We start from the raw sequence: 19,582 nt of genomic DNA, 5'->3' as shown, positions 1-19,582 counted from the left end.
CGCTCTTGCCGGAGCCGCCATTGTCGCTCTTGCCGGAGCCGCCGTTATCGCTCTTGCCGGAGCCGCCATTGTCGCTCTTGCCGGAGCCGCCGTTATCGCTCTTACCGGAGCCGCCATTGTCGCTCTTGCCGGAGCCGCCATTATCGCTCTTGCCAGAGCCGCCATTGTCGCTCTTTCCGGAGCCACCGTTGTCGCTCTTTCCGGAGCCGCCATTGTCGCTCTTGCCAGAGCCACCATTGTCGCTCTTTCCGGAACCGCCGTTATCGCCCTTGCCAGGGCCGTCGTTGTCGCCCTTGCCACGGCCATCCTTGCCACCTTTGCCGTGACCTTCCTTGTCGCCTTTGCTCGGGCCGTCCTTGCCGTGTCCGTGATCCTTGCCGCCTTTGTCGCCGCGGTGATGGTCGTGGTCCTTGCCGCCGTGGTTGTCTTTGCCATGGCCGCCCTTGCCATGATCATGATCTTTGCCGTCCTTGCCATGATGGTCGTGGCCATGGCCGTGGCCGTTGTCGTCGCCACCATTGTTGCCCGTGTCGTCGCCACCATTGTCGCCAGTGTCGTCGCTACCGTTGTCGCCAGTGCCGTTTCCGCCGCCGTCCGCAACCTGGTCGCCGCCGCTTTTACCGCTGTTCTCGGAAGTCGAGCTGGTGCTCGATGACTTCTTGCCGCCGCCGGCGCCCTGGCTGCTGGGGTCGCTGTCTCTTGGGCTGAACTTGCTGCCGGCCGGAATTGATCTGGTCGGCATGCACAGCCGGTATTCGAGCGTGCCGCGCACGGCGCTGTTGCAATTAACGACTGCCGGGGCTGCCGTTGCCAAGCTGCTGCTTGCCAGAAGGGAAGCAATGGCCAGGCCGAATTTCGATGCTCTGCTGATCATTTCAGGCGTCTCCCAAGGTTAACCGAATGTTAATGGGGAGGGTTCTTATACTAACAATGGATTAACGTGAAGAATAAACAATGGTTAATCTGTATCGCTTATATAATAGGGTTAAATTCGCAAGTATAAAATTTTAATAAATTTTTATCTCGACTCTGTTATTGTTGCGGGACAAATAAGGGGAATCGGCTATGAAGCGTCTCTTTTCTCTTGCGGCTGTTTTAGCCATTCTGGTGCCTTTTCAAGCCGTTGCCGGATCATCGCTGCCTGTGACAAGAAGCATCGGCGCGCCGGTGGGATTCGGCGCAGCCTGCGCCAAGTACAAGTGGCTGTGCGGCAGGATGGCGGCGCAACAGCGAAACGACACGGCAGGAATAGTGCTGCTTCAAAAGATCAATCGTGCCGTAAATGGACGCATCATTCCCGCAGAAGACCGTCCGTCTTCCCACAAGGATGTTTGGTCACTGCCGGTCGCCGGCCGTGGCGACTGTGAAGACTATGCCCTCCAGAAGATGAAGGACCTGATCGAGGCTGGTTTTCCATCGAACCGCCTGGCGCTTTCGGTGGTCATTGGACCGCATGATCAAAACCATGTCGTTCTCATTGCCCGGACGGATGGCGGCGATCTTGTGCTCGACAATCTGACCAGCGCCGTGAGGCCCTGGCGCATGACGGGCTATACGTTTCTGGCCACTCAGGATTTCCAATCGCGCACGGGCTGGCGCGTGACGCTTGCCGGTCCCCGTGCAGGCGAGTTCTCTTAAGGCGCGCCGCCGTTCGGACGCCAAGGTGCCCGGCGCCGCCGCGAATAACGCCCAAATCGGGTGCAGATAGCGGCAAATTCGACGAAGAATTGTGTGTCCAGCGCGGTGCCTGGTGTGTGCCTGGTGTAAGAATCGGAAACACTTTGTGACTAAGTGCCTCCAAAAGCAGCGTTTTTTGACTTGCTGCGTAAGGAGAGATGAAGGATATTCTGCAAACGTTGAGGGAAGCCTTCATGATCAGAATGATTGAAAACCCTGCCGAACTGGCTGGCGAAGATATCACCGGCAAATATATTCTCCGAAAGCTGAACTATCATTGGTTCGCCTACGGCAAGGCGGCCATTGTGACTGCCTGCAAGGGAACGATCCTGCATCTCGAGCGGGAAGAAACGGTCTATTCCGAGCGTTGGGGCCGTCGCGCCTATACCGGAGCCGGTAAGCGTTACCCTGGCGGCATCTGTCCCATTTCGGCGGTCGCCTGCGTTTGCGATACGCCCGATGACGTCAATGCCGTCATTCAACTGGATGTCGAAGCGCAGGACGAATTCTATCAGCTGATCGCCAAGGCGGAAGCCAGGGTTCAGGCGCTTGCCTCTTCCTCACGAAACAGCCAGTTTCTCGAAGCTGCCGAATAAGGCGTAGGGTCCCTGAAGGACAGGGCTGGGCCGCCATCTCTTCTCATTTAACCGATCTGCTTGAGATCGCGGGCGAAACGTTGCCAGTTGGCAACGTAGTTTGCGGCGGAGCGGCGGATGGCTTCGATTGCGGCGTCGTCGAGCAGACGCACGGCGCGGGCAGGCGCCCCGACGATCAGGGAATTGTCGGGGAATTGCTTGCCTTCTGTCACCAGCGCATTGGCGCCGACGAGGCAATTGTTGCCGATCTTCGCGCCGTTCAGGATGGTGGCGCCCATGCCGATCAGCACGTTGTCTCCCAGCGTGCAGCCGTGCAGGATGGCGTGGTGGCCGATGGTGCAGCCTTTGCCCGTGGTCAGCGGGAAGCCCATATCGGTATGGGCCATCACGCCTTCCTGGATATTGGTCCCTTCGCCGATGGTAATCTTCTCATTGTCGCCGCGCAGCACGGCGCCGAACCAGACGCCGACACTCTCGCCGAGTTCGATCTGACCGATGACATGGGCATCCGGTGCAATCCAATAGAGTCCGGCAGCGGGCAGTTTCGGCGCCGATCCGCCAAGTGCGTAGACGGGCATGGCTTTCTCCTCAGACGACTTCGACCGACAGGATGGCGATGCCGTCGATCCCGCAATTGATGCGATCACCCCTGGCGACCGCGCCGACGCCGGCCGGCGTGCCGGTCATGATGACATCACCCGGTGCGAGGGTGAAGAGCTTCGACAGTTCGGCGATGATCTCCGGCACCTTCCAGATCATCTGGTTGAGATCGCCATCCTGGACTCGACTGCCGTTCTGTTCCAGCCAGATCCTTGCCTGCGAGGGGTGGCCGATGCGGCTTGCCGGAACGATCGGCGAGACAGGGGCGGAATGTTCGAAGGCCTTGCCGACCTCCCAGGGGCGGCCGAGCTTCTTTGCCTCGCCCTGCAGGTCTCGACGGGTGAAATCGATGCCGACGGCATAGCCGTAAATGCAGTCGAGCGCGTCTGCCGCCTGAATGTCAGCGCCGCCGGATTTCAGCGCCAGAACGCATTCGACCTCGTAATGCACATCGTTCGAGAGCGGCGGATAAGGAAAAGCATTGCCTGCCGGCAGCAGGTTATCGGCATTCTTCTGGAAGAAGAAGGGCGGCTCGCGGGAGGGATCATGGCCCATCTCGATCGCATGGTCGGCATAGTTGCGCCCGACACAATAGACGCGGCGCACCGGAAATCGCTCATCGCTGCCGTCCACCGGCAGCAGAACCGGTGCGGGACGCGGGATGACGGTGACGGGGTGGGGCATGGGCGGCTCTTCCTGTTTTCGAGTCTTGCTTGCGGGTCTGGCGCCATCCTAGAGCATGTCGCGCAAAAGTGTGCAGCGGTTTTGCGGCAACGACATGCGAAAACAAGGACCTAAAGCGTGAGGAGCAAATCTGAAAGATCGCGACGCGCTTTGGACGAAAACCAGCACGCCGGGGAAGCGGTCTTGGCGTCCCGTTTCGGCGGATTGACGCTATCGCGGTCGAGCGCTATCGTTCAGGCCATGAACAGGATTTTTGCAGTTTCGACGACGTCTACGACCACCGCGCCGCGGTGGGTGGTAGACGCGTGAACTGAATTCCGTTCATCGCCGTTAAGACCAACCCGCCGGAGACGAGCGGGTTTTTTGTTGCCGCCCGTGTCCCGCATTCGAGGACCAGACCGTGGACGATATCCCAAAACATATTCTCGCCGAGCGGGCGCTTGCTGCTGCCCGTCGCTGTGTCGCCAGCCGCTTTGCCGGCGCCGCTTTCGTTTTTGTGACCGGTTCCATCATGCGCGGCGAAGGAACCGCCTTTTCGGATATCGATCTGGTCGTCGTATTCCCGGCGCTGGAAAGAGCCTGGCGGGAATCATTTATTGACGACGGTTTTCCCGTCGAGGCCTTCGTCCATGATCCGCAGACGCTGGCGCACTATCTCCATCAGGATGCCGACAGTGGTTATCCGATCATGGTCAACATGGTCGCGACTGGCAGCATATTGGGGCCGGATATCGAGCGTGCCCGACTCATCCAGGCGCAGGCGGCAGGCACGCTGGCGGCCGGCCCGAAACCGCTTGCCGGGGCCGGCTACGACATGCTGCGCTATCAGGTCACCGACCTTGCCGACGATCTGCGCGGCGCGCGCCCTCCCGAGGAGATCGCCGCAATCGCCGCGCAACTCCACCAGAAGCTCGCCGATCTCATTCTCCTCGGGCGCGGCGCATGGGCCGGTCGAGGGAAATGGGCGCCGCGGGTCATGCGGAAGCTGGATGCGCAATTGGCAGCCGAATTCGACGCTGCGTTCCGCCTCGCAGCAGAGGGCGACGGCGCTCGCTTCCTCGCCCTGGCCGACAGCGAGCTAGCGCGGCACGGTGGGCGCTGTTTCGATGGGTTTAGGCAGGAGGCTCCGCTGGAGGCGCGCCGGCTGGAATAGGCGTACCGACCCTGAGTGCCTCGCCGGTCATTCTCATCGACAAACGAGGCGGCGGCGCGTCCGCGATGCGCTCGCCATCATTCCATGCCTTGCGGATATTCTAACCAAGCGCACCTTGCTCCGCGCAAATCCTGTCGATCAGCGCATCCAGATCCCCCTTTGGCGGGCGGCTCTTCGCCAGGCGCTGCTTAAGATGCAGGATCGAGTCGGCGAGGATTTCATCCAGGCTCTCGGCGCAGGTGAAATCGCCCGCCACGCGCTTGACCTTGGAATTGTCAAAGATGGCCGTCCAGGCCTTGTCGCCGAGGAGCGGGCCGATCCATTCCGGATTGTATCTGATCAGCGTATCCGTCGGCACGTGCACGATCTTGGCTTCCACGCCGAGCAATCTAGCGATCGTCTTCTGGATATCGTCCCAGATATGGGCGCGGTCCGAGGTAATGTGGAAAATTTCGCGGAGCGCTGCCTGTTTGGCGAAAAGGCCGACGAAAGGCGCGGCGAAGTCGACCGAGCGGGTCAGCGTCCAGGGCGTATGGCCGTCGCCCGCCACGATGACGGGGTCGCCATCCAGCATGCGTCTCGCCATGATGTCGCTGTCGCCCATCATGATCGGCAGGCCGGTGCGGACGGTGTGGCTGGGGCGGACGATCGTCCAGGCGAGATTTCCGGATTTCCGGAGCAGTTCCTCGCAGGCGATCTTGGCCTGGCTGTAGGGCCAGTAGGGATTGATCGCCGGCGTCTCCTCCGTGATCAGGTAATGACGCGGCGGTTTTTCATAGACCGAGGCCGAGGAGATGAAGATGTACTGGCCGCAATTGCCCGAGAAGACCTCGATATCGCGCGCCACCTGATCCCTGGTAAAGGCGATGAACTGGCAGACGACATCATAGTTGGCCCTGGCGAGATTGGTATAGGCGTCCGATCCGAGCTCCTCGACGATCGAGGTGACCCCGGCGGGCAAGGCAGCACTTCTCAAGCCGCGATTGAAGACGCTGACATGATGGCCCTCGGCGACGGCGCGTTCGACGCATGGATGGGAGATCTGGCCGGTGCCGCCAATGAAGAGAACTTTCAAAGTCATGGAAGTGACCTCGGGTCTATGGGCGGGAATTATGATCACCCTTCTTAGCGCGAAAGAATGGTATCGTCTCCCGCAAATCTCCTCGCCCGGTGGTGGAAGGCGAGCGTAGAGGCGCCGACGCCCGAGAGACGATGCCGCGCCTGGATAAGAGCTGCCGAGGACATCGCGTCCTCGATGAAGAGGTAGACGATGTTCGATAAGGAATTCAATGGTGCTGCGCCGCCGGCAATTCGGCTTACCGCGAGATTGCAACTGAGGATTCCTGTAGCCGGAGATATCCATTTCCTCACCGGGCTTTTTTCCCGGCCGGAACTGGTCGCCCACCGGCCCGTGCCCCGGCCGGACTCGCCGGAAGAAAGTACCGCGCGGCTTGCGCGCGACATCGAGCACTGGAGAGACCGCGGCTTCGGACGCTGGGCGGTCGAGACGAAGGCTGGGCTGATCGGTTTTGGCGGCGTGACCGTTTCCAAGGAGTTCGGCAGTCTCAATATTTCATACCATCTGCAGCCGGAAAGCTGGGGGCATGGCTATGCCACCGAGCTGGTGCGGGAAACGCTGACCTTTGCCTTCGACGACCTGCATGCGGACCGCGTGATCGGATTGGTTCGTCCCGTCAATTCCGCGTCCAGGCGCATCCTCGAGAAATGTGGCTTCAGCTTCGAACGCGAGGTGATGCTGCACGGCGCACCCACCAATATGTACGGTTTGGCAAAACGAGCGGTTCGCAGCTGAGCATCCGGGCGCAAATCGCATGTGCGGGGGAATGCTGCCCGATCATTCCCCGCCATCACCGAGCAGTGCATCCCGCACCATCGCATAATAGCCGGCAAGCTCCGGTATATCCGCAGCCAGCTTATCGAAGGTCGGATCGGATGGTGCGAGCGTGCCGGCATATTTGGCCCCGATGAAATCCTGGTGGCCGGCCAGGGCTTTCGCATCGGCCTTGTGCACGACGGTGAAGACGGGCGAGGGCAGGGTGCGGCCCTTGACGATGATGCGGTCGAGTTCAATCACCGTGTAGTTGGCGGCGACCCGTCTTGCGGTTTCTTCGCCGAGCAGCAGTGCCACGCCGTAATTCTTCGAAGCGCCTTCGAGGCGGGAGGCAAGGTTGACGCTGTCGCCGAGGCAGGAATAGTCGAAGCGGCGGGTGGAGCCCATATTGCCGACGATGCATTCGCCGGTGTTGATGCCGACGCCCATCTTCAGCACGTGCGGCTTGCGGCCGAGTACTGCCGCCTCCCGCTCCAGCTGATTGTTCAGCCTCGAAATCGCTGCCTGCATGGCGAGCGAGGCGCGCACGGCGTGGAGCGCGTGGTCGGGATCGTCGAGCGGCGCATTCCAGAAGGCCATGATGCAGTCGCCCATATATTTGTCGATCGTACCGCCGTGATCCATCACCACGTCGGAGAGCGGCGTCAGCAGCCGGTTAATCAGGCCGGTCAACTGTTCCGGATCGTCCTTCAGTGTCTCGGCGATGGTGGTGAAGCCACGCACGTCTGAGAACAGCACCGAGAGCGTGCGCCGCTCGCCGCCGAGCTTCAGTTGCGAAGGGTCGTTCGACAGGCGCCGGACGAGATCGGGCGAGATATATTGGGCGAAGGCGCGGGTGATCTGGCGCTTGTTGCGGCGCTCCTCGGCGAAATCGAAGGCGGCCTGGCCGAAGACGACGGAGATATAGGCGACCGTCGGGCCGAGCGGCGAGACGAAGACATGGCCAAGCCGGATGCCGGCAAAGCTGACGGCCGCGAAGGCGAGGAGGGCGGCCGCGCTGGTAGCGATCGTCAGCCAGCCCGTCGAGCGCCAGACGGTCAGTGCCGCAAGCAGCACCGAGATCAGGATACAGGCGGCGACCGCCGGCAGGTGCGCTTCGCGGATCGACAGGCCGTAGCGGATATTGTCGTAAATCGTCGCCTGGATTTCGACGCCGGGGACGAGCTTGCCGGTGTGAACCGTGTAAGGCGTGGCGAAAGCATCGACGCCGCCCTTGTCGATCTCAGGCGCATTCTGCAGGCTGAGCCCGACGAGGACGACGCGGTCCTTGAAATAACCTGGCGGCAGCAGATTCTCAGGATCAAGTGCCTGGTAATAGGAGACCGTGGGATAGCTGCGGGCCGGGCCTAGGGACTGGATCAGCCGACCGGCCGGCAGCATTTCCGTTTCCGCACCCGAGGCTTTCGCCAGCATGGTGGCAAAACCATCCTCATAGCCCGGAATACGGCGAAAGACGCCGTCGCCGCTGAGATCGATCGATGCGATGCCGGTCACCGCACCCGCGTCGGTCAGTGCCGGCAGCGGCGTGGCGCGGATCAGCTGCGAGGCCTGCGGCGTCTCGATCAGCGTCTCGTCGCCGGCGAGCACGACATCGGGACCGACGGCCTTGGCGATCGCCGCGTCGTTGCCGGGGTTGGAGGGTTCGGCCATGATGATGTCGAGGCCGATGACGCGGGCGCCGGCGGCGCGCAGCTGGCTGACGAGTTCGGCATGCAGGCTGCGCGGCCAGGGCCATTGCGCATTGATATCGGCAAGCGAGGGCTCGTCGATCGCGACGATGACGGGTCCGCCCGGCGGCGGACGCGGATCGTCGACGGTCGAGAGATAGTCGAAGCTCCTGAGTTCCAGCAGCGACCATGCGGGCAGGCGCGACAGCAGCGATATGGCGATCAGCACGGCGAGCGACAGCACCAGCAGCCGGAGGCGGCGGCTTACCGCCTGGCCGCCATCCAGCCCGGCCTGCCCTGGCTTGTCCTGCGTGCGCATCAGAAGCGGACTTTGAGCGTGCCCTTGAAGGCGCGGCCCCAGCCGGGCACGCCGGGCGTGACCTCGAAATCTTCGTCGAGCAGGTTATAGGCGGCGGCCTCGAGCTCCATGCGCTTGTCGAAGGGTTCCCAGACGAGGTGGGCGTCGAGGCTCCAGTAATCGTCGAGCTTGGTGCCGAGATCGTCGCCGTCGCGCTCGCCGATGTAATTGGCCGCTATCGTCGCCTTGACCTTGGCCTCGTTAACCCAGGTCAGCGCGATCTGGCCGGAATTCTTGGGAATGAATGGCAGGGAGCCGCCGTAATTCGGCTGGAGCGGGTCCTTGTTCTCCGATTCCATATAGGCATAGGTGGCGGAAAGGCCGAAACCAGCACCTAGCGCCAGGTTTGCGGTGAGGGCGGCACGGTCGATACTGCCGCGCGACAGCGGCAGGCTGTCGGCCGCCGGAAGCGAGATCAGCGGAAAATCGATCGAGAAATCATGCAGTTCCTGGTGCTGGTATTCGACTGAGGTGAAGAACCGGTCGGTCCATTCGGCGTCCCATTGCAGCGCCGCCGTATCGGCATACCCCTCGAGGCCGATCGAATACTGGTTGGCCTGCAATCCGAGGACGCCGATCGGGGCAAGAGTGGGTACGCCGGTGTCGAGGCTCTGGCGCATGAAGGCGGCGCGCAGCCAATGGTTCTGGGCGGGTTTCCAGGCAAGGCCGAAACGTGGTTCCAGGCGGCTGACGTCGACTCCGTCGCCTTCCATATGCGTGCCGAAGAGAGCGTATTCGCCCTTGAGATCGGGTGTAATCTCGTGCAGCACGTCGATGTAGGCGCGGCTGATATTGACGCGGTTGCTGAATGTGTCCGGGCCGGTCGTGGTCTCCGGGATGATCACGACGCGCGGAAAGAGTTCATGCAGGCGAGAAGAGGTGGTCGTGCTGACATCGATCCAGCCGCCTTCGATGCCGTACCGCCACGTCAGCGGTCCGCTGCCGACGGAATGGCTGAGCGCGCCGATATAGGTTTTTGAAGACAGATCCTCGGTCCCGTCCAAGAATGGAATAATGTCGGGGTCGCGCAGGCCGAGAACCGGCGCATCGTCGACCTGAAGAGAGGTGGACGTCCGCGACTTGCTTTCCGAATAGAGGAAGGCGCCGTTCAAGATATTTTCGTAGCCGAAGGTATGGCTCCAGCCGAGGCCGGCATTGGTGGTTTCGCTGATATTGCGCCGATAGTTGTATTCCGAAGAGACTTCAGTTGGAATCCCGAAGCCCAGGAGGTTGAGGAAGTCGGTCAGTGACGAGCCTTGCGTCAGTGCGTTCAGCGTTCCATCGTTCTTGGCATGGTTGACATAGGCCACCACGCGATCGTCGGGCGTCACCGTTGCCGTCAGATAGCCATTGCCGCCGATAAGCTTGTTGTCGGTCTGGAAGCCGCCGAAATCGCGATAGTCGCCATCGAGCGCCAGTTCTTCCCAGGTCAGGTTGCCATAGAAGCTGAGTGGGATCGTCTCGTTCGAGAAACCCTGGATTTCAGCCTCGCCAATACCCCTTGTATGGCCGTCGACGCTGTTGATGCCGCCGCCAAGCGAGCCTTCGATGAACGGCGTGCGCAGCAGCGTTGCCGAACGAGAGCGGCCGGAAAGCATATGCGGATCAAGCAGCAAACCCTGGATAAAGGATGAATAGCTCGATGCGTTGCCACGGTTCTGGATGACATTGTCGTCGCTGAAGCTCGTTGCGTTGACGTAAGGGAAGATACTGCCCTTGATCGACTGATCGATATAGCCGCTGCCTTCGAAGGGACTGAAGACCGCGTCCCCGTAATAGCGGCCCCAGGCATCTAGACCCTGCAGGCGAAAAGCGTTGTTCAGCGTCGAGCCGGCATTCTGATTGGCGCCAAGGGCGCTGTAATCGCCGCCGCGGGCGCGCGAGCGGCGGAGAAATTCCTGCGCGTTGCGGATCGCGCCGTCGGCGTCGTAATCGTCGATATCGACGGCGGTGCGGAAGGAGGAGATGACCGGATCGTTCTTGTCGAGCCTGTCGGCATTGTCGACCGCTTGCTCGGAGGGAATGCGGTCGCCCTTTTCGTAATGGGCAGCGGCGAGCATCAGCTGCGATTGCGAATGGGCGGGATTGGCGGTGCTGGCGGCCAGCAGGTCCTCCAGCGCCTTGTCGCGCTCGCCGGTCTGCAGGTAATAGCGGCCGCGGGCGAGGAGGGCGATGTCGAAGGAGGGGTCGGCGGCAAGCGCCGCATCGATCTCGCGCTTGGCCTCCTTCATGCGCGATTGGTCGAGATAGAGGATGGCAAGGTTGGCGTGGGGGACGGGATCTTGCGGATCGAGGGCGATCGCCCTCAGGAAGGCAGTCTCGGCCTCGCCATTGGCGTCGCGGGCGCTCTGCAGCAGGCCCATCGAGTTCAACGATCCCGAGGCTCCCGGCGCAAGTTCGATGGCACGGTTCAGATCGGCAAGCGCCCCGTTGATATCGCTTTCGTAGCTCGCCTTGTACGAGGCGCGTGCGGCAAGGGCGATCGGATGGTTAGGATCGAGCGCGAGCGCGCGGTTCACCGCCTCCTGCATCTGGGCGCGGTCATCGATCAGTTGCGCCAGCTGGGCGCGGATCGCAGGAAGGGTGGGATCATCCGGATAACGCCTTTCCGCATCCTTGATCAGGTCGACGGACGCGCGGGGATTTTTGAGAAAGCCCGCCGTATAGGCCTGCATGATCGCGCCATAGGGGCCGACAGCCGATGATGGCGGCTTTTCGACATGGGCTGGATCGGCAAGCGAGCGGGCGAAATAGCCGCCATACTGCGCCATGTTCCGGCGGGCCGGATCGAGATGTGGCAGTGCCGCCGCAAAGAGCCTTGCGGCTTCGTCGTAGCGTTTTTCGGCGCCGGCGATCGTGGCATCGATCAAGTCGACGCGCGCCTTCTGAAGGGTCGTCAGCTTGCGCTGGCGAACCTCCTGAAGCGTCTCTGCGGCGACTTGCCGGCCGTCGAAGGCGCTCTGCACTTCGGCAAGCTCCAACCAGTCCTCGGTGGTGCGACGTTCCGGCGGCAAAGCCAGCAGCCGGCGGCGCTCTTCGGCCATGCGGCCTGCCGGCAGCGGCGAAGTCGGCATCAGGCCGAAGCCGTCGCGAAGGTTCAGATAGAACAGCATCTGCTCGCGGTCGTCGGGCGTGACGATCACCAGCTTGTGCGGCGCCTGGCCGATGGTGGCGACCGCCCCTTCGCCCTCGTTCACCTCGACGCTGCCCTGCGGATTGGTGAGCGCCACGCGCCCTTCCAGCACGATCATCGAGGTCCTGGAGCCCTCGACGGTCATCGTCCAGTCCGTGCCGCGGATGGCGGCTGCCGCCGCAGGGGTCTCGACCGTCAGCCCCTGGCCGCCGCGCTCGGCGCGCGCCCAGATCGTTCCCGATTGCAGCTCCAGCGTCGTGTCGCCGGTGGCCGCCATTTTCTTGACCTGCAGCGAGGAATTGCGGCCGAGGCGAACCTGGGTGTGATCGGAAAAGACGATGGCGAGCTGGCCGTTGGCATTGGTGCGCAGCACATCGCCGGTCAGGAGATCCTGATTGATATCGACGACACGCCAGTTCGACACGTCGATGAAACGGACCTCTTCGCCCGCCTTGCGGGCGATGACGGAACCGGCGACCGGTGTGGCACGCTGCAGCGGCTCGGCCATTGCCGACGGCCCGAAACCGGGCAGAGCAAGCGCCAGCGCCATCCCCACGCGACAGATGTTCTTGGAATAACCCCGCATGACCCAGACCCCATCCCACCTCCCGTTTGTCCGTGTAGCGTGGAAAAGTCAAGCGTATTGCACACGTGTTCTTGCTTTCGCCGTCAAGTGTAATATCAGAGAAACACTTGGGGACGGAGTATTCACGTGAGCGAATTCGAAACTGCAACTGAGGTTATGCTAAGTCAGCCGTCGAGTGCGGATATCGGTGTCGAGTATTTCGATCATATCAAGAAAATCAATGATATATTTTACGATCAGATCAAGATATCTGATCAAAAGGCCGCCTATATCTTTACATTTATGCTGGCTTTCCTGGTGAGTTCCAGCGAGGTGAGGGCGGTCTTCAACCCGGTGCGTTATGTCGCCGGCACGTCTGGGAGCATGCTGTTCTCGGGCCTGCTTGCCGCAGCCTCGGTCTTCTCAATCCTGTCGGCGATCCTCGTCGTGCTGCCGCGCCGTTTGGATAGCTCGACCTCACTGTTCTGGGGCGCCTGGCACAACCACCGCGAGCTGTTCTTCGACGCGGCACTGCGGCGCGACGAGCGCTATCTGTTCGATCAGTATCTCGAAAACGCCAATATCCTCTCCGCCATCGCCCGCAGCAAATACCGCTGCGTGACCTTTGCGTTTCGTGGCTTGATGGTGAGCGTCATCGCCTACGTGCTGCTGTTGGCGGCGGTGTGAGGCGTGGGTTGCTTTGCGCTTGTCGGTCGGCTGGCGCCGGCGTGAGCGCAAGCGACGCCAGGAATGCAGGCGCGCCGAAGCGCGCCCGTCCATTCAATCCTCGACCTCAATAATCAGCTCAAGCTCGATCGGCACGCCTAGCGGCAGGCTGGCGACGCCGAGCACGACCCGGCCGGAGAGCTTTTCCTCGCCGAAGACCTGGAGCAGCATTTCCGACGCGCCGTCCGCGACCTTCGGATGGTCGCGGAAATCGCCTTCGGTGGCGATGTAGACGCCGAGCTTGACGACTTTTGCGACCCTGTCCAGCGAGCCGAGATGGTCCTTGGCGGCGGCAAGTGCGCTGAGTGTCGCCGTTTCGGCGGCCTTCCGACCATCTTCGGCCGTCAGTGCGCCGCCGACGCGGCCGACATAGCGCGGCTCGCGGTTGATGACTGGCAACATGCCGCTGAAGAAGACCAGCTTGTCTGATCTGACCGCCTCGACATAGGCCCCCAGGGGTGTCGGCGGTGGGGGAAGCGTGATGCCGAGTTCCTGCAGCCGCCGTTCTGCGCCGGCTGCCTGCGCTTGCGGGTGGTTTACCATCTGCCCAGATGTGCGCCGCCGTCGACGTGCAGCACCTCCCCGGTGACGCGCGGAGCCTCGGTTAGGAAGACGACCGCATCGACGACTTCCCCGACGTTGGAAATGCCGGCCATCGGTGACAGCGTGCTGAGGAAGTCTTTCGGATTGTCCTTGTGCAACGGCGTATCGACGACCCCGGGAGCCACCGTGTTGACGCGAATTCCCTCACTTGCATATTCCATCGCCAGGTTCTTGGAGATCGCGTCGATGCCGCCCTTGGTCATCATGGCGACGGAAGCCGAGAAACCGGCGATCGGATGATCGATCAGCGGGGTGGTGATGCTGACGATGCTGCCGCCCGATTTCTGAGCGAGCATCTGCCGGACGACCAACTGGGTCAGGTGAATGAAGCCTTCGAGATTGGTTGAGGACAGCTTTCGGAAGTCGGTCAGGGTGTAATCGACGAACGGCTTGCTGAAGAAAATGCCGGCATTGTTGACGAGGGCGTCGATCGAGCCGAACCGGTCGATCGCGGTCTGTGCGACCCGCGCCGCGGTTTCGGCATCGCCGATGTCGCCATCGACGAGCGCCAGCTTATCTGAAGCCTGAAAGGCATCCGAGGCGCTGACCTGGCGCGAGGTGGCGACGACATTATAGCCGCGCTCGATGAAGGCGTTGACGAGCCCGGCTCCAATTCCCTGGGAGGCGCCCGTGACGATGACAGTCTTTGCGGTAGTCATGTTGAACTCCATAATTTAGTCGGGCAACGAAGGTCTTGCGCTTGCGAAGGCCGGGTCGCTCGAGATGGGGCGGCTGCGAATGCGCCTCCATCGGGTTGTGATTGTTTTCGCAAGGTGAATATGGCAAAAACTCCATTCCTCGATTAGATGGAAATATCTGGATTATCTTTTGCATGTATGCAAAAATAGCGGCATGGCGGACCTGAACGACATCGCGGTTTTCGTGACGGTGGCGCGGTACGGCAGCTTCAGCCGCGCCGCCCATTCTCTCGGTATGCCGGTCTCGACCGTCAGCCGGAAGGTGACGTCGCTGGAGGAGCAGCTCGGCGTGACGCTGCTACAGCGCACGACACGCAAGCTCAGCCTGACCGCGCAGGGGAGCGCCTATTTCGATCGGTGCAGCGAGCCGCTCGCCCATCTTGTCGACGCCGAACAGGCCCTGACGGAGGCGCAGAGAAAGCCGGAAGGCTTGCTGAAAATCTCCGTGCCCGTCATCTTCGGGCAGGAGGTTTTCTATGAATTCGTTTCGGCCTTCCTGAAGACCTATCCCGAGATCCAGGTTGATCTCTTCGTCACCAACCTGTTCCTCGATCTGATCGCCGAGAATATCGATCTCGGCATCCGCTTCGGCGAACTCAAGGATTCCTCGATCGTCGCGCAGCGGCTCGGAAAGAGCGTGCGCTATCTGGTCGCCGCACCGGACTATATGAAGGGCAGGCCGCTTCCCTCAAAGCCCGAGGACCTGAAGCACCACCAGTGCGTGCTGCTGAACGGCCGCAACGGCGAAGCGGAATGGCATCTCGTCAGCGGCCTCAAATCGGTTCGCCAGCAGGTGTCGGGGCCGGTCTCGAGCCGGGATTTCGAGGCGGTGAGCGCCTTCACCTATCGCGGGCATGGCATCGGTCTGCTGCCTTCCACCTATTGCGACGATGAGATTAGAAGAGGCGAACTCATCCGCCTGCTGCCCGACTGGTCGTCCGAGGAGATATTCGTGCATGCGGTCTATCCGACACGCCGCTTCCTGCCCTTGCGCCTGCAGGTTTTCCTCGAAGCGCTGAAGGCATGGAAAAACCCGTTATGGCTGCCATTGCATTGAGGGCGTCCTGATCGGTGCTACACGAGAGCCTCGCGCGGAGGAGCGCGGCTCAGGGCCCAACTCGCCTGGCCAATCCATCACCGAAAATTGAAGCCCCGCGGGCGGCCCCACGTCCGGTGCCGGCCAAGCTGTGTTAAAGTTGCCTCGCCTGGGAATGGCGCAGGGATTGGATAGCCAATGCTGACGACACTTGCGGTGCTGATGGGTCTTTCCGGCGTCGCCCCGGTCGCTGAGGTCGGGAGAAGCGAGGTCGACGTGGCGCTGGTGCTGGCCGTCGACACCTCGCGGTCGATGGATTTCGAAGAGATCGGCATCCAGCGCCAGGGTTATGTCGAGGCGCTCAAGCACAAGGAATTCATCGATGCGGTCAAAGGCGGTCTGACCGGGCGCATCGCCATCAGCTATTTCGAATGGGCGGGCTATGTCGTCCAGGATTCGGTGATCGACTGGCAGATTATCGAGACGGAAGCGGATGCGATCGCCTTTGCCGACAAGCTCGACGCCCGGCCGGTCGCCACACAGCGGCGCACCTCGATCTCCACCGCCATCGCCCAGGGCGCCAGCATGATCATCGCCAGTCCCTTTCAGGGCGCGCGGGAGGTCATCGACGTTTCCGGCGACGGCCCGAACAATTCCGGCAATCCCGTGACACCAGCCCGCGACAGGGCGGTGGAAGCGGGCATGGTCATCAACGGCCTCGCCATCATGCTGCGGCCTTCCGATGCGCCCGACGGGCTCGACAAATATTACGCCGATTGCGTCATCGGCGGCCCCGGCGCCTTCGTGCTGCCGGTCCACAAGATCGAGGATTTCGCGGTCGCCGTGCGCCGCAAGCTGGTGCTTGAAATCAGCGGCCTTTGGCCGCCGGCGACAGTGCGTGAGATCGCGGGGGATGCGCCCGCAGCCGACTGTCTGGTTGGCGAGAAACAGTGGCGGGATTTTTTCGAGCGGTGACGGGCTTTTTTTGCCATCACTTTCGCTCGGGGTGAAGCGAGAGACAATGAAAGACGTGCCGTGTGGCCCCCTCATCTGCCTGCCGGCATCTTCTCCCCGCTGGGGAGAAGGGGGCAAGCCGGACGACCTTCATTCGCAAGCTGAGGTTTCAAGGGACGCGAGGCGCCGCCGCGATTCCGCTTCTCGCCTCGGGGAGAAGATGCCGGCAGGCAGATGAGGGGGCTACACTGCACGTCCTTCATTGTCCTTCGCCTCGCCTTGAGCGGCAAGCGAAAGGCAAGCGGACTGCATCATTATTAAGAGGCAACACAGACGCGACGAGCGTCTGCGTCCCTCTACCGCCATCTACAGCGGCAGTTCCCTGCCGGCTTGTTCGCTGACCATGTATTGGGCGTACCAGTCCGGCCAGCCTTCGTCGTGCTTGCCGCCGTTGCGCTTCTCGTGTTCGCCGTGGGCGGTCGCCGCGCGGCGCAGCGCTGAGGCAAGGTCGCTCGACGTTGCAAAGGCCGTCTCGTCGGCGTCGATGCGTCCAGGCAAGCGCTCGGTGACTTCCTGGAACAGCCAGCCATTGCCGTCGGGGTCCTTGAACGAGGCGAAGGAGCGGTAGCTGCGGTGCTCGGGATCGCGACCGGTGATCCTGAGCCGTCCGAAGAGATAGGGCTCGTCCTTGCCGGCATAGACGCCTGATGCGTCATGGAACACGTCGCTGACCTCGACGCCGCGGGCGATGAGATCGCGGCGGGCGGCCTCGATGTCGGTGACGATGAGGTACAGCCCCTGGGCGGAGCCTGGTGCCGCGGGGGTGATATTCTTGCCGAAGATGATCGCGCAGCCGGAGCCGGGCGGGGTAAACTGGATCACCCGGAAATCGGCATCATTGGCGAAATCGGCGTCTAGCCGCCAGCCCAGCCCGTCGTAAAAACGTTTGGCGCGGTCAACGTCGGAAACGGGGATGACGACCACTTCGAGCTTGGTGTCGACCGGCCGTGTTCTCTGATTTTCGATAGGGGGTTCACTGCGCATTGCATTGCTCATCTTCAGCTCCTTGGGGTTCTGGATGCATTAAGAATGGCGATACATGTCGGGGTCGAGTGGACCACAGCGCGGCGAGGGCGTCGAATCAATTATTCTGTCGGAATTGACCCGATGAAGGCGGCGGGACCGATCCCGCCGCCTCGGTTCCGAGGATCAGCCTTTTACGCTGCAAGAGCGGCGCGTGTCTTCCCGATCGTCAGCGCGGCCTTTGCGGCCTCCCGCCCTTTCTCGACGAAGTGTGCGCGGTAGATCTGCTTATGGTGCTCGGTTTCCTGATACTGATGCGGCGTCAGCGAAACCGACAGCACCGGCACGCCCGTATCCATGCCGGCGCGCATCAGCCCATCGACCACGGCCTGGGCGACGAATTCGTGGCGGTAAATTCCACCGTCGACGACGAAAGCGGCGGCAACGACGGCGGCATAGCGCCCGGTTGCGGCAAGATCACGGGAAAGCAGCGGCATCTCGAATGCGCCGGGAACATCGAACACATCGACCTGCTCGGGCGGAACGAGCTGATGGAAGCCGTCAAGGGCGCGGTCGACGATGTCGGCGTGCCAGCTGGCTTTGATAAAGGCGTAGCGGGTGGGTGTCATTGTAATCTCCTTTGGCGAACAGACACATCACCCAAGGCGATCACGAACGTCCCCGACAGCCGCAAGGGCGGTGGGAACGCGCGTTCTCTTTCATCCGGACTATGACCGTCGGCTCAGGCATCTCACCTGATCTGCTGACCCTTCCTGAGAAGGCGCTCGCGGGCTCGCAATCGAAACTGCATACCGCCGGTAGGGACTTTCACCCCGCCCTGAGAACGGCGGGGACAATAGGGGCAAGGCGGCGGGCTGGCAATAGGGTGAAATGCTTTCATTGTGCAATGCGGCGTGGTCCGGGCGTGAGTGGCTCGAAGGGCAAGGCGGTTGTTCCGGTATGCCCCGGCCATATACCTTTCGCTTGCCGCTCAAGGCGTTCGTCTCTGACGCTCCTCACCCCCTCATCTGCCCTGAAGGGCACCGACCGGGGTCGAGCGACGATAGGAGCGAGTGCACTGAGCGTAAGCGAAGGGCGTAGTGACGATCCAGCCTCGGAGAGGAATGTCTCCATCGCCCTTGCTGAACCCACACGTTTGCCTACATGCTTCCAATGAGGACACCCCGTCAAAATAGCGTAGCGCCGATCCCGCCCAAGGCGAGGGCAGGCCATGACAACCATGGGAGAGAGAGATGCAAGACCCCCTCGTCGTTCACCGCGAGGCGCATATCGCGGCGCCGCCGGCCGCGGTGTTTGCGTTGATGACCGACCCGGAAAAGATCCTGCGCTGGATGGGAACGGAAGCGCAGGTCGAGCCGCAGCCGGGCGGGCTCTATCTCGTCAACGTCACCGGCGCCCGCTTTGCGCGCGGCTCGTTTCGCGAGGTGGTGCCGGTTCATCGCCTTGCTTACAGCTTCGGCTGGGACGGCAGCGAGGTGGTGCCGCCGGGTTCGAGCCTGGTCGAGATCGATCTGATCGAGCAGGGGGGCGGAACGCTGCTGCGGCTCACCCATAGCGGTCTGCCGAGCGCCGATCAATGCGCGGGCCATGCGGAAGGCTGGGCGCATTACCTCGGGCGGCTGATCGAGGTCGCCGCCGGGCGTGACCCGGGTCCCGACTCATTTTCCGGCAGGACATGAACGGTTTTTGCAGGCCGGAGGCTTGTCCCGAAGCGGTTGCCGTTGCGGGAAAACGGCTGGCCGGCGCTCCGACCGGCCGTCCGAAAGCGCTTCTATTTCGCCCGCAAACATGAACGCTCAGTTCATCTCCAGTTCAATTTGGCCGCCCTAGGGTGAGGGTGGCTGGATGAAATGGAGTTTCCGATGAAGGCACTTTCTATCGCGGCTGCCTTGCTCGCTGGCAGCCTCTCGATCGGCACAGCTGAGGCGATGCCGATGGGGACAATCAATGTCCAGAGCAATGTCACAAGCGATGTTACAAAGGTCGACTATGCGTGCGGCCGCGGCTGGCACCTGACCCGCTGGGGCGAATGCCGGCGAAACTGGCGACGCCCGCCGCCGGTGGCCTTCTACGGCGGTCCGCCCCGCTGGGGCTGGGAGCGGCGTCACCGGGATTGGGATGGTCCGCGCTGGCGCGATGAGCGGCGTGGCGAGTATCGCCGCCGCTGGCGGGATGATTATTAAGGTCGCAGTCAGAGACAGATCGATGGGGTCGGCGCAATCTTCGCCGGCCCTTT

Annotated in this window: 18 protein-coding genes, 1 pseudogene and 1 riboswitch; of the genes and pseudogenes, 9 read left to right on the top strand and 10 right to left on the bottom strand. The window is 62.1% G+C overall.

What is annotated here, in order from left to right:
• Positions 1-874 (bottom strand): annotated as a pseudogene (locus AF337_RS45795) (hypothetical protein); the annotation flags it as partial.
• Positions 875-1,065: 191 nt separating this feature from the next.
• On the opposite strand from AF337_RS45795, the gene AF337_RS31080 reads away from it, so the two are divergent.
• Positions 1,066-1,638, top strand: a complete 573-nt coding sequence (locus AF337_RS31080; RefSeq protein ID WP_049735189.1) for a transglutaminase-like cysteine peptidase — start codon at positions 1,066-1,068, stop codon at positions 1,636-1,638.
• A 233-nt stretch (positions 1,639-1,871) separates the two neighbouring features.
• Positions 1,872-2,273: a hypothetical protein gene (locus AF337_RS31075; protein WP_049735194.1), complete on the top strand. Its 402-nt coding sequence runs from the start codon at positions 1,872-1,874 to the stop codon at positions 2,271-2,273.
• Between the two features lie 47 nt (positions 2,274-2,320).
• On the opposite strand, the gene AF337_RS31070 is transcribed toward AF337_RS31075, so the two are convergent.
• A complete protein-coding gene (locus AF337_RS31070) occupies positions 2,321-2,851 on the bottom strand; it encodes a gamma carbonic anhydrase family protein (RefSeq protein WP_049735188.1) in 531 nt (176 codons plus the stop codon).
• 10 nt (positions 2,852-2,861) lie between these two features.
• Positions 2,862-3,557, bottom strand: a complete 696-nt coding sequence (locus AF337_RS31065) for a fumarylacetoacetate hydrolase family protein (protein ID WP_049735187.1) — start codon at positions 3,555-3,557, stop codon at positions 2,862-2,864.
• A gap of 400 nt (positions 3,558-3,957) precedes the next feature.
• Between AF337_RS31065 and AF337_RS31060 the strand changes: the two genes are divergently transcribed.
• Complete coding sequence (locus AF337_RS31060) at positions 3,958-4,710, top strand: nucleotidyltransferase domain-containing protein (RefSeq protein WP_049735186.1); 753 nt, start codon at positions 3,958-3,960, stop codon at positions 4,708-4,710.
• Between the two features lie 100 nt (positions 4,711-4,810).
• Here AF337_RS31060 and AF337_RS31055 read toward each other — a convergent pair whose 3' ends face one another.
• On the bottom strand, positions 4,811-5,791 hold the full coding sequence (locus AF337_RS31055) for an SDR family oxidoreductase (protein ID WP_049735185.1): 981 nt from the start codon (positions 5,789-5,791) through the stop codon (positions 4,811-4,813).
• 189 nt (positions 5,792-5,980) lie between these two features.
• On the opposite strand from AF337_RS31055, the gene AF337_RS31050 reads away from it, so the two are divergent.
• Positions 5,981-6,523, top strand: coding sequence for a GNAT family N-acetyltransferase (locus AF337_RS31050; protein WP_049735184.1), 543 nt, complete (start codon positions 5,981-5,983; stop codon positions 6,521-6,523).
• Between the two features lie 42 nt (positions 6,524-6,565).
• Here the strand turns inward: AF337_RS31050 and AF337_RS31045 are convergent, their stop codons facing one another.
• Positions 6,566-8,548, bottom strand: coding sequence for an adenylate/guanylate cyclase domain-containing protein (locus AF337_RS31045; RefSeq protein WP_049735183.1), 1,983 nt, complete (start codon positions 8,546-8,548; stop codon positions 6,566-6,568).
• On the bottom strand, positions 8,548-12,306 hold the full coding sequence (locus tag AF337_RS31040) for a FecR domain-containing protein (protein WP_049735182.1): 3,759 nt from the start codon (positions 12,304-12,306) through the stop codon (positions 8,548-8,550). Before AF337_RS31040 ends, AF337_RS31045 begins: the two co-directional genes overlap by 1 nt.
• Before the next feature lie 126 nt (positions 12,307-12,432).
• Between AF337_RS31040 and AF337_RS31035 the strand changes: the two genes are divergently transcribed.
• On the top strand, positions 12,433-12,972 hold the full coding sequence (locus AF337_RS31035; RefSeq protein WP_049735181.1) for a Pycsar system effector family protein: 540 nt from the start codon (positions 12,433-12,435) through the stop codon (positions 12,970-12,972).
• A 93-nt stretch (positions 12,973-13,065) separates the two neighbouring features.
• On the opposite strand, the gene AF337_RS31030 is transcribed toward AF337_RS31035, so the two are convergent.
• Positions 13,066-13,554, bottom strand: a complete 489-nt coding sequence (locus AF337_RS31030) for a RidA family protein (RefSeq protein ID WP_049735180.1) — start codon at positions 13,552-13,554, stop codon at positions 13,066-13,068.
• Positions 13,548-14,273: an SDR family NAD(P)-dependent oxidoreductase gene (locus tag AF337_RS31025; protein ID WP_049735193.1), complete on the bottom strand. Its 726-nt coding sequence runs from the start codon at positions 14,271-14,273 to the stop codon at positions 13,548-13,550. The genes AF337_RS31030 and AF337_RS31025 overlap by 7 nt, the downstream gene beginning before the upstream one ends.
• A gap of 193 nt (positions 14,274-14,466) precedes the next feature.
• Here AF337_RS31025 and AF337_RS31020 point away from each other — a divergent pair, with 193 nt between their 5' ends.
• Together AF337_RS31020 and AF337_RS31015 are read left to right on the top strand one after the other, a co-directional pair.
• Positions 14,467-15,369: a LysR family transcriptional regulator gene (locus tag AF337_RS31020; RefSeq protein ID WP_049735179.1), complete on the top strand. Its 903-nt coding sequence runs from the start codon at positions 14,467-14,469 to the stop codon at positions 15,367-15,369.
• 177 nt (positions 15,370-15,546) lie between these two features.
• Positions 15,547-16,323 (top strand): DUF1194 domain-containing protein, encoded by a 777-nt coding sequence (locus AF337_RS31015; protein WP_049735178.1) that lies wholly within the window; start codon positions 15,547-15,549, stop codon positions 16,321-16,323.
• 345 nt (positions 16,324-16,668) lie between these two features.
• On the opposite strand, the gene AF337_RS31010 is transcribed toward AF337_RS31015, so the two are convergent.
• On the bottom strand, positions 16,669-17,358 hold the full coding sequence (locus AF337_RS31010) for a VOC family protein (protein WP_049735177.1): 690 nt from the start codon (positions 17,356-17,358) through the stop codon (positions 16,669-16,671).
• 161 nt (positions 17,359-17,519) lie between these two features.
• Positions 17,520-17,954 carry a 6,7-dimethyl-8-ribityllumazine synthase gene (locus AF337_RS31005; RefSeq protein WP_049735176.1) on the bottom strand — a complete coding sequence of 145 codons (435 nt, stop codon included), beginning with the start codon at positions 17,952-17,954 and terminating at the stop codon, positions 17,520-17,522.
• A 78-nt stretch (positions 17,955-18,032) separates the two neighbouring features.
• Positions 18,033-18,175, bottom strand: a riboswitch (FMN riboswitch).
• A 403-nt stretch (positions 18,176-18,578) separates the two neighbouring features.
• Here AF337_RS31005 and AF337_RS31000 point away from each other — a divergent pair.
• Both AF337_RS31000 and AF337_RS30995 read left to right on the top strand, forming a co-directional pair.
• On the top strand, positions 18,579-19,025 hold the full coding sequence (locus tag AF337_RS31000) for an SRPBCC family protein (protein ID WP_049735175.1): 447 nt from the start codon (positions 18,579-18,581) through the stop codon (positions 19,023-19,025).
• 183 nt (positions 19,026-19,208) lie between these two features.
• The gene (locus AF337_RS30995; protein WP_049735192.1) at positions 19,209-19,529 is read left to right on the top strand and encodes a GCG_CRPN prefix-to-repeats domain-containing protein; all 321 of its coding nucleotides are present in this window, start codon (positions 19,209-19,211) and stop codon (positions 19,527-19,529) included.
• Positions 19,530-19,582: the final 53 nt, after the last annotated feature.

Origin of the sequence: Rhizobium ecuadorense, from assembly GCF_001187535.1 — a bacterium.
GTDB lineage: Bacteria > Pseudomonadota > Alphaproteobacteria > Rhizobiales > Rhizobiaceae > Rhizobium > Rhizobium ecuadorense.
This window is presented reverse-complemented; position numbering and strand designations above follow the sequence as displayed.